This is a genomic window from Promicromonospora soli (assembly GCF_014653785.1).
GTDB classification, from domain to species: domain Bacteria; phylum Actinomycetota; class Actinomycetes; order Actinomycetales; family Cellulomonadaceae; genus Promicromonospora; species Promicromonospora soli.
The window spans coordinates 153,889-168,827 of the sequence record NZ_BNAS01000002.1; the positions used below are offsets into that span (position 1 = coordinate 153,889).

Consider the following 14,939-nt stretch of genomic DNA (forward strand, 5'->3'; position numbering starts at 1 on the left):
GCAGGGTGCGGGGCGAGGAACGAGCCACGCGCCCGAAGCGGAACACAAGGAACAGCACACGAAAGGACAGCCTGTGAGCGGCGCGGTCATCGCCCTCCCGGTGTTCGACGCCGACGGCCGGGTCACGGGGACGGAGAACGTCGAGCTCGGTGCGCCGGGCCCCTGGACCACACCGTCGCGCCCCATCACCTCCCGCGTCGCCTTCGCGGCAGCTCACGTGGTGCCGCACGTCGGGGCCGAGAACGTGCCGGGCGCGCCCGCCGTCGTCGACTGGGACTCGACGCTCTCCTACCGGCACCGCATCTGGGAGCACGGGCTCGGCGTCGCCGACGCGATGGACACCGCGCAGCGCGGCATGGGGCTGGACTGGGCGGCGACGCAGGAGCTCGTGCGGCGCTCGGCGGCCGAGGCCTCCTCCGTGAACGCACGGATAGCCTGCGGTGCGGGGACCGACCAGCTCGCCCCCGAGGTCGTCGCCGGGCTGGAGCCGGGCAACGCCGGTCTGGCCACGGTGGCGGACGCGTACCGCGAGCAGGTTCACGTGGTGCAGGACGCCGGGGCGCAGGTCATCGTCATGGCCTCCCGTGCGCTCGCGCGGGTCGCCCGCGGGCCCGAGGACTACGCCCGCGTGTACGACGCCGTCCTTGCCGACGCCGACCAGCCGGTGATCCTGCACTGGCTGGGCACGATGTTCGACCCGGCCCTGGCCGGCTACTGGGGTTCCGACTCCGTGGACGACGCCACGGCGACGTTCCTCGACCTGGTCCGGGCGCACCAGCCCCGGATCGACGGCGTCAAGGTATCGCTGCTCGACGCCGCCCACGAGGTGGGTCTGCGCCGGTCGCTGGCGGCGCTGTCGCCGTCGGACGCGGGGACGAAGCCCCGCCTGTACACGGGCGACGACTTCAACTACCCCGAGCTCATCGCGGGCGACGAGGAGGGCCACTCGGACGCGCTGCTCGGCATCTTCGCCGCGATCTACCCGGCCGCCTCCACGGCACTGCAGGCGTTCGACGCCGGCGACGCCGCCGGCGGGCACAAGATCCTGGCCTCGACCGAGGCGCTGGGGCGGCACATCTTCGCCGCCCCCACGTACTACTACAAGACCGGGATCGCGTTCCTGTCCTGGCTCAACGGGTTCCAGCCCGGTTTCGCGCTGGTGGGTGGCCTGCACTCCGGGCGGTCGCTGCGGCACCTCGTCGAGCTGGCCCGGCTGGCCGGCGACTGCGGCATGCTGCTCGACCCGCCCCTGGCCGCCGCGCGGCTTCGGGCGTTCCTGACGACGAACGGGGTGACCGCATGAGCAGGGCTTCGCTGAACACCGCCACGGTCAAGCACGCCGGCCTGGCCGAGGCGTGCGAGGCGGCGGCGACCGCCGGTTTCGGCGCCGTTGGCCCGTGGCGAGACGTCGTGCAGGCGGTCGGCGCACCGAAGGCGGCGCGCATCATCGCCGACGCCGGGCTGCGCGCGTCGTCCCTGTGCCGCGGCGGGTTCCTGACCGCGGCCGACCCGGACGGCATCCGCGCCGCACTCGACGACAACAAGCTGGCCATCGAGGAGGCCGCCACGATCGGCACCACCGAGCTGGTCTTCGTCGTCGGCGGTCTGGTCGGGTCGACGCCGGGTGGCGCTCCGACGTCGGACGTGGACCGCGACCTCGTCGCCACGCGCGGCCGGGTCGCCGACCGCATCGCCGACCTCGTGCCCTTCGCCGCCGAGCACGGCGTGCGGATAGTGCTCGAGCCGTTGCACCCGATCTTCGCGGCCGACCGGGCGGTGATCTCGACGCTCGCGCAGGCGCTGGACCTGGCGGCGCCGTTCGCTCCGTCCCAGGTGGGGGTAGTCGTCGACACCTACCACGTGTGGTGGGACCCCGCCTTGAGGAAGTCCATCGCGCGGGCCGGACGCGAGGACCGCATCGCGTCGTACCAGGTGTGCGACTGGGTGCTGCCGCTCGCGGCGGAACCGCTGAACTCGCGCGGCCACGTGGGCGACGGGTACATCGACTTCGCGACAGTCACGGGCTGGGTGCGCGACGCCGGCTACGTCGGCGACGTCGAGACCGAGATCTTCAACGAGGAGATCTGGGCCCGACCGACGGCGGAGACCGCGGCAACGGTGCTGGACCGGTACAGGGACTACGTGGAGCCCTTCCTGCGGTAGCTCCCCTGTCGCTGTGGGTATGGCAACGGCGTGGGCTCCGTCCGGAGCCCACGCCGTTGCCATACCCACAGCCGTCACGGCTGGGCGTGGACCTCCAGCTCGCCCGCCGTCACGTACCCGTTCGCGAACGGGGTGAGCACCACCCGGACGGCGTCCGTGGTGGTCGCCGCGATCGGCACCTCGACCACCGGGTTCCCGGATGACCCGGCGGTCACGGTGACCTCACCGCTCGCCGCCACCCAGGTCCCTGCCGAGTTCCGCGTCTCCACCCGGACCGTCTGCGCCCAGCTCGTGTTGGCCCCGTCGCGCCAGAAGTGCAGCTTCACGCCCGTCACGGCCCGCGACGCCGGCAGCGTCACGGTGAGCGTCTCGCTGGTGTTCTTGGTGCCGGACCTCCAGTTCGACCACGCCTTCTCGGCCGCCACCCCGTTGCGCAGCGCGGCCGCCGAGTACCCGCTCTCGGTGTAGGTCGCGGTGACGGACGCCCCGGAGAGGGTCGCCACGTTCGCCGACGTCCCGACGTCCACGAGCGTCCACCGCTGGTTGTTCCCGGACGTGGGTTTGTACTCGTCGACGGCGGCGCCGTCCGCCGTGCTCGCGCTCACCACGTCCACGAGCGTCGAGGTCGCCGCGTTGACCAGCGTGTACGTGCCGTCGCCGGTGGTCGAGGGGATCCACCGGGCGGCCGCGTCGGCGGAACCCGACACCGTCTCCAGGACCAGCGCCCCGCTCCGGATCGCCAGCCTCTTCCCGGAGCCGACGTTCGTCACCGTGTACTGCGACCGGTTCGACCCGGCCGACCCTGGCGTGCCGGAGACCCGGTCGACCGACCACCGCTGCGCGGCGGCAGCGGTGTCGACGGTCCGCAGGACGGCGGAGGACCCGGAGGCCGCCGGGGCCAGCGCCCGCGACGAGCCCACCCCGACGAGCCGGTACTCGTGGGAGTCCTGCAGCGCAGACGCCGCGGCCGCCACCCCGGACACCCCGTCCACCACGAACGTCGTGACCGAGCGGGCCGGGACGGACTGGTCCACCGTGGTGCCGGAGAACGACACCGGCGCCGACTCCACGAGCCGCCCCGCCGACGACGTGCGCACCGCCGTCACGGACGCACCGGACACCGCGCCGAACCGCGACAGGTCGAGCCGCACGGTCTGCGCCGACGTGGACGAGTTCACGTACACGACCTTGAGCTGCGTCCCCGCCGCGTTCACCGCGGCGGTCGTGGAGGCGTCGTTCGTCCCGATCAGCCGGTCGCCCGGCCGGATGTAGTGCGTGAAGTTCCGGATGGTGTCGAACTTCGAGTTGGTCTTGATCGGGCAGGTCGTCAGCGTCGCGTTCGACGGGCAGGAGAACGGGACGTGGATCGACCCCCAGTTCGAGGTCGCGACGTCGACGTCCTCGATGGGCTGCCAGAGCACCCACGCCGTCGGCTCGAGCTCGCGCAGGTCGCTCGTTATCCGCTCGGCGATGCCGATGCCCGGGTCCATCGTGGTGTAGTCGAGCCCGCTGCCCCAGGTGCCCTCGACCTCGCTCATCCACAGCGGCTTGGCCTCGCCCTTGGCGAGGTCGCGCACCGACGTGCGCTGCCCGGTGCCGTAGGTGTGGACGTTCATCTGCGCGACGGCGGCCTGGGTCGCCTCGGAGTACGACGTCCAGTTGGTCGTGAAGAGGCCCGGGTTCGTCTCGTCCATCGCGGAGATGACGGCGTCCGTCGTCGTCCCGGACTTCGCGAGCTCGGCCGCCAGGGCCGAGATGACCTGCGACTGCAGCGCCGGCCCGGCGTGCGCGCCCTCCTGCCGCCCGCCGGTCGGGTTGCCGTCCGACCCGATCGTCGTCGCCCAGTAGCCGGTGTTGGGCTCGTTGAGCGGGTCGATCGTGTCGAACGTGATCCCGTGCGCGTCCTCCAGGCGCTCGGTGACGCGCGCGAGGTAGGTGGCGAAGTCGTCGAGGGTGTCGGTGCGGATCTGGTCGGTCGTTCCGCTGGTGCCGCCGGACACGTACCCGGACACGGTCTGGAAGTACGGCGGCGAGTTGGAGAACGCCTCCCAGTGCGTGACGTACGGCTTGATCTCGTCGATCCACCACCGCTGCCGGGGGTCCGCGTCCCAGTTCCAGTGGCCGGCGTTCGCCGGGTCCCACCAGTCCTTGTCGGTGCGGGTGGTGCCGGCGGGCGCCTTCCACCAGCCCGGCACGGCGGCGCCGTTGCGCATGTAGGACGGCACGTCGGGGGCGTTGCCGCCGCCGATGTTGTACCGGGCGATGTTGAGGTTGAGCCCGTCGGGCCCGTAGAGCATCGCGGCCAGCCGCTCGCGGACGACGTCGGGGTAGCCGCCCGTCGCGTTCGCCGACCAGACCAGGCTGGAGCCCCAGCCCTCCCAGACGTCTCCCGCATAGGTCGGGTCCGGCCGGACGACGATCTCTCCCGCTGCGGTCGCCGCCGGTGCGAGGCTCAGGGCCCCGGCCGGCAGCGCCACCGCGCAGGCCACGGCAGCCGCCATCGCGGTCCGCCTCACGTTCGTTCTCATGGTGCACTCCTGTTTCGCGTCGTTGCGGTACGAAGTGCCGGGTGGTGGTATCACCCGGGGGCGCCCCCGGCAGCGCCCCCGTGAATCTCAGGCGGCGCGCGGCGCCGGGCGGAGGACAAACCGGCAGGCGCCCCACACCGCGTACAGCAAGGGCGCCGCGGCGAAGCCGAGGCCCACCACCGGGCGCGCCGCCACGACCGACGCCAGCAACCCGAGCACCAGCAGGGCCCCCACAGAGAGGTACCAGCGGCGCGCGCCGAGCACGACGGCGGCGAGGAGCACGTCGCGCAGGCGAGCACCCGGCATCTCTGGCACAGCGACCAGGGCGAGGACCGCGGTCACCACCGTCCCGGCAGCGAGGGCGACCAGCACCGGGATCGCGACCGCCCCCGCGGTGCGGCCCCAGAAGAAGGCGACGTCGACGGCAGCCACGACGACTGCGCCCGTCGCGAGCGCCCCGATCGCCAGGCCACGGCGCACGTGCCGGCGCCAGGCACGCACGAAGGTGTGTACGACCGCCGTCGACCCGTCGGTGCCGAAGGCGGCGAACACCGCGAAGGCCGCGGCCAGGGCCGGCCCCAGCAACGGCGCCGCCAGTGCGGCCAGCGGCCAGGCCTCCGCTAGGTCCGTCGCCGCGACCAGCACCAGCAGGGGCAGGCACGCAACAGCCAGGAGCAGGTTCGTCATCAGCCCCGTGTAGACAGTGCCGAACACCATCTCGTACGTCTCGGGCCCGATCAGCGGCCGACGCCGCGGGGCGGCACCTGCGGCATCCATCGTGCTCACCCCTTGACGCCCGTCGTCGCGATGCCCTCGACGAAGTACCGCTGGCCGAGGAAGAAGATGAGCGCGATCGGCAGCACTGACAGCACGGAGCCCGTCATGATCAGCGCGTGCTCGGCGTTGTACTCCCCGATGAACGACTGCAGGCCGAGCTGGATGGTCCACAGCTCGCGGTCGCGCAGGTAGATGAGGGGACCGAGGTAGTCGTTCCAGGTCTGCACGAACGTGATGATCGTCAGCGACGCCAGAGCCGGCACCGACAGCGGCATGATGATCCGCCACCAGATCCCGTACTCGGAGAGCCCGTCGATGCGAGCCGCCTCCGACAGGGAGTCAGGGATGGACTCGTAGTACTGCTTCATCAGGAACACGCCGAAGGCGCCGAACGCCTGCAGCAGCATGATCGCCCACAGGGTGTTGTTGAGCCCCCAGCCGGAGAGCATCTGGAACTGCGGGATCATGTACGACTGCCAGGGAACCGCGATCGTCCCGACGTACAGCAGGAACAGCGCGTCACGCCCGGGGAAGCGCATCTTGGCGAAGCCGTAGGCGGCGAAGCTGCCGGTCAGGACCTGCAGGAAGGTCACGGCGACGGACAGGACGAGGGTGTTGCGTACCCACGTGACCATGTCGGCCTTGGCCCAGATGTCGAGGTAGTTGCGCCACTGCACAGGGTCCGGGATCCACTGCACCGGTGCGGTGAACACCTGGTTGTTGAGCTTCAGTGACGAGATGACCATCCAGGCGAAGGGCAGCATGATCCCCGCCGCGGCAGCGATCATCACCACGTAGAGGAGCACCCGGCCGGACCTCCGGAGCGCGGACGTACGGGCGGTCATCACGCCTCCTTCCGCTTGTTGTACAGGAACTGCACCACGGTCACGAGGATGCAGATGAGGAACAGGACGACGGCGACGGCGGAGGCGTACCCGAACTCGAACTGCTCGAATCCCTTTTGGTAGATGTACTGGGAGAGCACGAGGGTCGCCTGGCCCGGACCGCCGTCGGTCATGACGAGGATCAGGTCGAAGACCTTGAAGCTCTGGATGGTGACCATGACCGTCACGAAGAACATCGTGGGCCGCAGGCAGGGCAGCGTGACGTTCCAGAACCGCTGCCAGGCGTTGGCGCCGTCGATCCGGGCGGCCTCGTGCAGCTCACCGGGCACGGTCTGCAGACCGGCCAGGAACAGGAGCATGTAGTAGCCCATGTCCTTCCAGGTGCCCACGATGATCACCGCGGGCATCGCCCAGTCCTTGGAGACGGTCCAGCCGGGAAGGTCGCCGTCGACGAACAGGCCAAGGAACTGGTTGATCGGCCCGAACTCAGGGCTGAAGAGCATGTTCCACACCACGGCGACCGCGACGATCGACGTGATGTAGGGGAAGAACGCCACGGTGCGGAAGAACGCGGCGCCGCGCAGCTTCTGGTTGAGCAGCAGCGCGAGGCTCAGGGACACGACGATGGTGATCGGGATGTGCAGTGCGGCGTAGTAGAACGTGTTGCCGAGCGCGATGTGGAAGCTCTTGTCTCCGAGCAGCCGCGTGAAGTTGTCGAGGCCGACCCACTCGGCCGTACCGAAGATGTTCCAGCTCGTCAGAGAGAGATAGAACAGCGTGAACACCGGCACGAGGGTGAGCACCGCGAAGCCGAGGAAGTTCGGCAGGATGAACGTCCAGCCGACGAGTGCGTTGCGCAGCTTGAGCGACGCGCGTGGGTTCCTGAGCGGCGGCGGGAGCTCTGGCCGCGAGAACCCGAGGGTCCGCTGGTCGCCGACGACGGGTGTCGTCATGGTGTGTATCTCCTCTTGGAACGGGATGGTGCGTGGCCGCGAGCTCTCCCTGCCGAGGTAGTCGTCCGGCGAGCCGGACGACTACCTCGGCAGCGCGAGCTCAGGTGCTCAGCCGACCTCGTTGGCGACGCGCTCCTCGGCCTCGGTGATCGCCTCGTCCACCGGCGTGGACTCCGACATGATCGCCGAGTGGGTCTCACCCAGGATCGTCTGGATGGCCGCCGTGTTCTGACCCACCGGGTTCTCCGGCAGCGTCTCGTGCGTGGTGTAGGAGAACCGGGACAGGTCGTCCTGCGGCACACCCTCCAGCCCGAAGATCGCGTCGGCCACGGCGTCGTCGATCAGGGCCGGCGTGATACCGATCTCCGCGAGCGCGGCGGCGCCCTCGGGGCCGGCGGCGAACTTCAGGAAGTCCTTCGCGGCGTCGATCTTCGACTCGTCGATACCCGCGTTGATGCCCATCGTCGTCGGGTCACCGAAGCTGACCGGAGTGTTCTCCGTGCCGGTCGTCGACTCGTCGAGCTGCGGGATCGGCGCGATGCCCCACTCGAACGTGTCCGCGGCGCCCGACGCCTGCTCCGCCACCAGGGTGCCGATGTACCACGAGCCCATCGGGAGCATCGCTGCCTTCTGGGTGCCGAACTGCGCCTGGTAGGTCAGCTCGTTCGTGGTGACCGTCGCGTAGGACGGCTGCGAACCGTTGTCCTGCATCGCGAGCTCACGCTCGTAGAACGGCGCGAGGTACGAGAAGTCGCCGCCGTCCAGCGAGGCGCCCTCGGTCTGCGCGAGCGCGAAGCCCTGCACGGTGGACTGCCAGCTGTGCAGGTAGGTGCCCGTGACCTGCTTCTCGCCGATGTCCTTGGTCAGCGTCTCCGCGGCGTCGGCGTAGTCGTCCCAGGTCCAGGACCCGTCGGGCAGGTCCACGCCGGCCTTCTCGAACAGCGCCTTGTTGTAGTACAGCAGCCACGTGTCCTGTCGGTAGGGCACCGCGTAGGTCTTGCCGTCGACCGCCATCGGCTCCAGGCCGCCGGTCGCCGGGTCGAGCTCGGCCGCCACGTCCGAGATGTCGAGCAGCGTGCCGCCCTCCTGGAACGTGACGTAGTTCTTCAGGTTCTTCACGATGAAGACGTCCGGCGCCGTGCCGGCGGCCAGGTCGGCGGTGAGGGCGGTGTCGTAGTCCTCGCCTGCCGGGTACTCCTTGAGCTCGATGGTGACGTCCGGGTTCGCCTCGGTGTAGGCGTCCGCGAGCGTCTGGAACTCCGGCGTGGACGCGAAGTCCCAGCCGGCCAGGGTGATGTTCACGGGGCCTTCGGCGGCCTCGGGCGCGGTTTCTCCGCCGCACCCCGTCAGGGCCAGCGACGCGGCGGCAGCCACGCCGACCGCGCTCATGATCTTGCGGTTCATCTCTACTCTCCTTCGAGTGATTTCTTTCCCACGACGCCCCGCGTATCGGGAGCGTGGGTGGTCAGGGCAGGGTTGCCGTGGTCCGTCTTCCGTCCGGCCAGGTCACGGTGGCCTGTCCGGCGGTGAGCTCGAGACGCGGATGCCCGATGTCCGGCGTCCGTGCCAGGTGAACGCCGACGCCGACCCAGCCGACCGGGACCGGCGCGTACCGGATCCACGGCGTCGTGGTCGCACCGAGCGGAGTGGCGTCGTCGTGGTGCGCCGCACCGGGTTCCCCGACGCCGACGAGCTGGACGATCCGGGAGTCGAGGTCCGAGCCGGCGGCCCAGCCGCCGATCCGCAGCGCGACGGCTTCGCCGGCCGAGCCCGTCGAGACCCGCGCCAGGCGGACCTCCCACGGGCCGCGGACCAGCGAGACCGTCGTGATCCGGCCCGCCGGCGTGGACTCGCCGGGACGGCCGGAGCCGTGGTCCGGGGCTGAGGTGTCGGGCTCGATCCAGTGCGTGTCGGCGACGGAGGCGAGCACGGCGGCGGCGATGCCGTCGGTCTCGACCAGCTCGACCAGCGCGGTCTCGAAGCCCGCCCGGTGCGTCGCCCGGCCGTCGGCGTCGAGCAGCACCACCGACTGGTCCAGGGGCGAGCGCCAGGCGTCGGCGTCGAGCAGGGGCGACGTCGCGGTCGAGTAGCCGAGCCGCGCGTACAGCGGCGAGTCGCCAGGATCCGACCCCGGCAGCGTGTGGTCGGTGCCGTGGTTGATCACGCGCACGATCCCGTCGCCGCGCGTGGCGCTGATCGCCCAGCCGGGCGCGGCGGCGACGGTGAGCACGTCGCCGTCGTCCACCGGGAGCGGCTCCGGGGCCGCGGTCCATACCTCGTGCGACGGCGGGAGCGCGAGCCCGAGCAGGCCCTTGCTCGCCCAGTAGGGCGAGCCGGTGCCGCTGTACCGCTGCGCGATGGGGCGCCACGGGTGGTGCCAGCCGAGGGTGAGGAGCCCGTCCGGGCCCGGCACCCCGTGGTCGGCGAAGTGCCGCACGATGCGTGTCGCCGCCTCGCGGAGCTGCCCCGGCCGGCCGACACCCGCGAAGGCGCCCGCCCAGAACGGCGCGGCGGCCGCGAAGCGGTACGTGAGGCTGCGGCCCTGGAGGAGCGGGGCGCCGTCGGACCCGACGAGGGCCAGCGCGTCTGCGAGGTAGCGCTCCAGGTGCTCTCGGTCGGTGGCCGACCGGACGGCCAGGTCGTCGCCCGCCGCCTCGGCGACCGACGCCGCCCCGGACATCCGCGCCCACAGCGCCGGGTACAGGTGCAGAGCCCAGCCCGCGTAGTGGTCGAAGCTCCGCTCGGGACCGTCGGCGAACCAGCCACCGGGACGGCGGAACCGGTCGTGGGCGGCGAGGTCGCGCGCGACGTCGGCGGCGGAGAACGGGCCGCCGACCGACCGGAGGAACGTCTCGACCACTATCCGGAACCAGACCCAGTTGTTGTCCGGGTAGCCGCTGTCGCCCACCACCGACCCGAGGTACTCGACAGTGCGTTCCTGCACGTCGGGGGCGAGTCGGTCCCAGATCCAGGGCCGCGTCATGTCGAGGATCAGCGCGAGCGAGGCTGCCTCCACCTTGGCCTGGCCGTGCTCCTCGGGCCGGGTCCAGCGCTCGGGGTGGGACGGGTCCGTGCCGGCGGCGAGCCCGGCCGCGTACCGCTCTGCGAGGTGGTGCAGGTCCGCGCCGTCCTCCCCCGCGAGCCGGAAGCCGGCCAGCAGGAATGTTCGCGCGAAACCCTCCAGGCCGTCGACGGCGGTGCCGTACCCGCCGGGCTTGCCCGGCAGCGTGATGAGCGAACCACTCGGCGACGCGTACGGCTGGACCGCGGCCAGCAGCCGGTCGGCGTAGGCGGCGAGCCACGCGCGGGCCTCGGCCCCGGTCTGCATCTCGGGGGCGTGGCCGGTCATGCGACGAACTCCATGTCCGCGCGGGTCACTGCGCTCCGGGGCGCGTCACCCCGCGCGTACCGCTCCAGCTCGTCGAGCGCGGCGGCGGTCATGCGCCGCGTCTCCGTCCCGAGCGACCCCGCGATGTGCGGCGTGATCATGACGTTCGGCAGGTCGTACAGCACCGACGACGCGGGCAGCGGCTCCGGATCGGTGACGTCGAGCATTGCGTAGATGCGGCCGGTGACGCACTCGCGCTCCAGCGCGGCGGTATCAACCACGGCGCCGCGCGCGGTGTTGATGAGGGTGGCGCCGTCGGGCAGGAGGGCCAGCTCGCGCGCGCCGATCAGCTTCCGCGTCGAGGGCAGCTCGGGTGCGTGCAGGGAGACGATGTCGGACGCCGCCAGCAGCTCGTCGAGCGGCACCAGCCGCGCGCCGGCCGCCGCCACGACGGCGGGGTCCACCAGCGGGTCCGCCACGAGGATCTCACGCGCCTCGGGGCCGGAACCCGGAACGGTAAGCCGCGCCACGACCTGCCGCCCGGTCCGGGAGAAGCCGATGATCCCGATGCTCCGGTCCCGGTTGGAGAGCACCCCGTGCTCGCCCAGGTAGGACCAGTCGTCGCGCCGCTTGCGGGCGATGTTCGCGAGGAAGGGCGCCTTCTTGCCGGCCATGACGATCGCGGCAACCGTGAACTCCGCGACGGGCAGCGCGTTCTCGGCCACCGCGTTGGTGACGAGCAGCCCGCGGTCCCAGACGGCGTCGGACACGAGCGGCCGGACCGACCCCGCGCAGTGCAGCACGGCGCGCAGGTTCGGGGCGAGGTCCAGCACCTCGGCGGTGATCCGGGGTGCGCCCCACGAGGTGACGAGCACCTCGACGTCGGCCAGACGGGCCTTGGCCTCGGGAGTGTCGTAGGCGGTCACGCGGACCGGCTCGCCAAGCCTCGCGAGCGCACGCAGCCGGGTGTCCTCTTCGGGACCGAACTGCATACGCCGTGCCCGGTCGTCCATGACCAGCAGGGCCTCGGGTTGCCGCACGACCGCGCTCCTCTCCTTCGAGTGTCGTGTCCGTCCGATCAACAAGACGAACAATTCCGATCACCTACGATCGGACGATGGCCATTGAAGCCCACGCGGTGGGCAGTTGGCAAGCCCTGGCTTCGAGCAAAGAGTTCCTATATGATCATTTTCGATCATTGGAGGAGTGCACATGACAGCACCGCCGCTGCCTGCGCCCGACGTCACCGTCCGGAGCTTCTGGGGTTCCCATCACGTGACAGGCGCCCTCGCGCCCACGCTCGCGGTGGCTGACGCCGAGCGCGGCACCCCCTGGCCGCAGACCCTCGCCTCGCAGTACGCCCGGTTCTTCCGCGACGGCGACCGCACGGTCTACGAGGGGCACGTCGCCGCCCGGCACGCGCGCCTGACCCGCGCCACGCTGGCGGCACTGCACGACCCGCGCCCCGACCGCGTCGACGAGGTGGTCGACGGCATCCTGCTGTTGTGCGAGCAGTCGACCTGGTGCTGGGCCGCGCACGACGACACGTTCGAGCGCTTCGGCCGCGTCACGCCCACCGTCACCGAGCCCTACCTCGACCTGGGCGCGGGCGAGGTCGCCGCGCAGCTCGCCTGGATCGACCATCTGCTCGGCCCGGCGCTCGACGACCGCGCGCCCGGCGTGCGCTGGCGCATCCGGCTGGAGGCGCAGGCCCGGGTGCTCCGGCCGTTCACCGAACGGCGCGACTGGTGGTGGCTCGGCGTCGACCACCCGATCATGAACTGGAGCCCCTGGATCCAGGGCAACGTGCTCGCCGCCAACCTCGCGCTGGAGGAGGACCCGGACCGCCGTCGGGCCGTGTCCGCGCTCGTCGCGGAGGGGATCGCCGCCTACTGGGCGTCGCTGCCCGCCGACGGCGGGGTGGACGAGGGCTACAACTACTGGTGGCAGGGCGCCGCCCGCGCGCTCGAGGCGCAGGACCTGCTCGGGTTCGCGGGCCTCGAACCGGGGGCGGAGGCGCTCGGCCGCATCCGCGCGACACTCGCCTTCCCGCACGCCATGCACCTCGGCGGCGACTGGTACGTCAACGTCGCCGACGGCGCCGCGCGGCCACTCGCGACCTGGCCCTGGAACGTCGTGTACACGTGGGCCCTGCGGGTGGGTGACGACGACGCGGCCCGGCACGCGGCGTCGTGCCGCGGCCGGCCGGGCGGCCTGTTCGACGAGCGATCCTCCCTCCCGCGCGCGGTCCGGATGCTGTCCGACGCCGCCTGGGCCGACGCCCCCGCCGCCGCTCCGCCGCTGGTGGGGCACGCCTTCTTCCCGTCGACCGGGCTGGCCGTCGCGCGTTCGGAGGCCGGGTCGGCGCGGGGGCTCGCGGTATCGGTCAAGGGCGGGCACAACGGCGAGAACCACAACCACGTGGACGTGGGCTCGGTCATCGTGGCGCTCGACGGCGTGCCTGTCGTCGTCGACGCCGGCAAGCCCACCTACCGCGCCGGGACGTTCGGGCCGGACCGGTACGACCTGTGGGTGGTCCGCGGCGACTGGCACAACGTGCCCCGTGTGCGCGGTGTGGAGCAGGCGCCGGGCGAGCAGTACGCGGCGCGCGACTTCGAGACGTCCGATGGCGACGTAGCCACCGGGCAGGGCTGGCGAGCCCGGCTCGACCTCGCCGGGGGCTATCCGGTGGACGGGCTCGAGCGCTGGTGGCGCGAGGTTGCCCTGGACCGGGACGCCGAGGCCGTGACCGTCGAGGACTCCTGGTCCTTCTCAGACGTGGGCAGGGCACGGGGCAGGACGCCGGAAGGGCGGACCGCGTGGCACTGGCTGCTCGCCGGCGACGTCACTCTCGCGCACGGCAGGGCGCTTGCCCGGTTCGCGCCGGACGGCGTCGACCCGGCGTATGCGCGCGCGCTGGCGATCGCATGGGACCCTGACGCAGTCGAGGCCGAGCTCGACGTGCGTGACCTGGACGACCCCGAGCTGACTGCCGTCTGGGGTGAACATCTGACGCGGCTGCGACTGACGGCGCGCGCAGAGACACCGTCGGGCACGTTCCGGGTGACGATGAGACCCACCGGGTCCAGACCGCAGGAGGCTGAATGACCGAGGAAGCGCCGCTCCCGAGCGAGCGTCGGGCGCGACTGATCGCGCGGGTGCGGGAGACGGGGTCGGCGCGGGTGAGCGACCTGTCGCGCGTGCTCGGCGTGACGCCCGTCACCGTGCGGCGCGACCTCGCTCTGCTCGTCGCCGACGGCACGCTGGAGAAGGTCCACGGCGGCGCCCGGATCCCTGCCCGCGCCAGCGGTATCGGTGCGCACACCGGCGCCAGCACCGGCATCGCCCTGCCCGACGCGACGTCCGCCGGCGGCGTCGACCAGCCGACGATCGGCATGGTCGTGCCGTCGCTCGACTACTACTGGCCGGAGGTGATCCGCGGCGCCCGGGGTGCCGCGCAGGGGGCGGCGCGGCTGATCCTGCGCGGCGCGTCCTACGACGTCGACCAGGTGCGACGCCAGGTCGCGGCGCTCGTCGGGGACGACGGCGGCCCAGGCGTCGACGGCCTGCTCGTGGCGCCACCCGTCGAGGGGCCCGAGGCCACGGAGCTGGGCGAGTGGCTCGCCGGCCTGAGCCTGCCGGTGGTGCTCATGGAGCGGCATCTGGCGGCGGGGCCGTACCGCGAGCCGCTGGAGTCGGTCGCCACCGACCACGCGCTCGGTGCGGGGACCGCTGTGCGGCACCTCGCGGAGCGCGGGCACCGGCGGGTCGGGCTCGTGGCGTCACGGACCAGCCCACACACGACCGCCGTAAGGCGCGGGTTCCTCGCGGTCGCCGACGAGCTGGGGCTCGACGTCGCGCTGGACCTGGGAACGCTGCCGGTGTCCGACGCCGGCTGGGCCGGCGAGGCCGCTTCCGTCCTGGACCAGTGCACGGCTGCCGGTGCGACGGCGCTCCTCGTGCACTCCGACCGGGAGGCGATCTCATTGGTGGAGCAGGCGCAGGAGCGCGGCGTGCGGATTCCGGCGGACCTCGCCGTCGTCGCCTACGACGACGAGGTGGCCGGGCTGGCCGATCCCCCGCTCACCGCTGTACGACCGCCAAGGGCTGCTATCGGCGCTGGCGCGGTGGAGCTGCTGACGCGGCGCCTGGGGATTGCCGGAGCCGAGGCCGACGGCGGCAACGGCGGCGACCTGGCGACGGGCGCGGGCGCCGACCGCCCGGTGCACCGCATCGAGCTGAGCCCCCGGCTGATCGTGCGCGCGTCGAGCGCCTTCCGCGGCTGATCGTGCGGTCTTGTCCGGGGGCGAGCACTACTCCTCGGAGAGGGTTACGGAGCGGGAGC

Annotated in this window: 11 protein-coding genes; 4 read left to right on the plus strand and 7 right to left on the minus strand. The window is 72.0% G+C overall.

From position 1 onward, the window contains the following. Positions 1-73: 73 nt before the first annotated feature. A complete protein-coding gene (locus IE250_RS06525) occupies positions 74-1,303 on the plus strand; it encodes a dihydrodipicolinate synthase family protein (RefSeq protein WP_189668497.1) in 1,230 nt (409 codons plus the stop codon). Continuing rightward, positions 1,300-2,163, plus strand: a complete 864-nt coding sequence (locus IE250_RS06530) for a sugar phosphate isomerase/epimerase family protein (RefSeq protein WP_189668498.1) — start codon at positions 1,300-1,302, stop codon at positions 2,161-2,163. The genes IE250_RS06525 and IE250_RS06530 overlap by 4 nt, the downstream gene beginning before the upstream one ends. A gap of 74 nt (positions 2,164-2,237) precedes the next feature. Here the strand turns inward: IE250_RS06530 and IE250_RS06535 are convergent, their stop codons facing one another. The 7 genes from IE250_RS06535 to IE250_RS06565 form a co-directional block, all read right to left on the minus strand. Next, positions 2,238-4,691 (minus strand): RICIN domain-containing protein, encoded by a 2,454-nt coding sequence (locus IE250_RS06535; protein WP_189668499.1) that lies wholly within the window; start codon positions 4,689-4,691, stop codon positions 2,238-2,240. 87 nt (positions 4,692-4,778) lie between these two features. Further along, positions 4,779-5,468, minus strand: a complete 690-nt coding sequence (locus IE250_RS06540; RefSeq protein WP_189668500.1) for a DUF624 domain-containing protein — start codon at positions 5,466-5,468, stop codon at positions 4,779-4,781. A 5-nt stretch (positions 5,469-5,473) separates the two neighbouring features. Continuing rightward, complete coding sequence (locus tag IE250_RS06545; RefSeq protein ID WP_189668501.1) at positions 5,474-6,313, minus strand: carbohydrate ABC transporter permease; 840 nt, start codon at positions 6,311-6,313, stop codon at positions 5,474-5,476. Continuing rightward, complete coding sequence (locus IE250_RS06550; protein WP_189668502.1) at positions 6,313-7,266, minus strand: carbohydrate ABC transporter permease; 954 nt, start codon at positions 7,264-7,266, stop codon at positions 6,313-6,315. The genes IE250_RS06545 and IE250_RS06550 overlap by 1 nt, the downstream gene beginning before the upstream one ends. Before the next feature lie 108 nt (positions 7,267-7,374). After that, positions 7,375-8,670: an ABC transporter substrate-binding protein gene (locus IE250_RS06555; protein ID WP_189668503.1), complete on the minus strand. Its 1,296-nt coding sequence runs from the start codon at positions 8,668-8,670 to the stop codon at positions 7,375-7,377. Positions 8,671-8,731: 61 nt separating this feature from the next. Then, complete coding sequence (locus tag IE250_RS06560; RefSeq protein WP_229872209.1) at positions 8,732-10,615, minus strand: DUF2264 domain-containing protein; 1,884 nt, start codon at positions 10,613-10,615, stop codon at positions 8,732-8,734. Next, complete coding sequence (locus IE250_RS06565) at positions 10,612-11,634, minus strand: hydroxyacid dehydrogenase (protein ID WP_308434114.1); 1,023 nt, start codon at positions 11,632-11,634, stop codon at positions 10,612-10,614. Before IE250_RS06565 ends, IE250_RS06560 begins: the two co-directional genes overlap by 4 nt. 172 nt (positions 11,635-11,806) lie before the next feature. Between IE250_RS06565 and IE250_RS06570 the strand changes: the two genes are divergently transcribed. After that, on the plus strand, positions 11,807-13,702 hold the full coding sequence (locus IE250_RS06570) for a heparinase II/III domain-containing protein (RefSeq protein ID WP_189668504.1): 1,896 nt from the start codon (positions 11,807-11,809) through the stop codon (positions 13,700-13,702). After that, positions 13,699-14,880, plus strand: a complete 1,182-nt coding sequence (locus IE250_RS06575; protein ID WP_189668505.1) for a substrate-binding domain-containing protein — start codon at positions 13,699-13,701, stop codon at positions 14,878-14,880. Before IE250_RS06570 ends, IE250_RS06575 begins: the two co-directional genes overlap by 4 nt. The last annotated feature ends 59 nt before the right edge of the window (positions 14,881-14,939 follow it).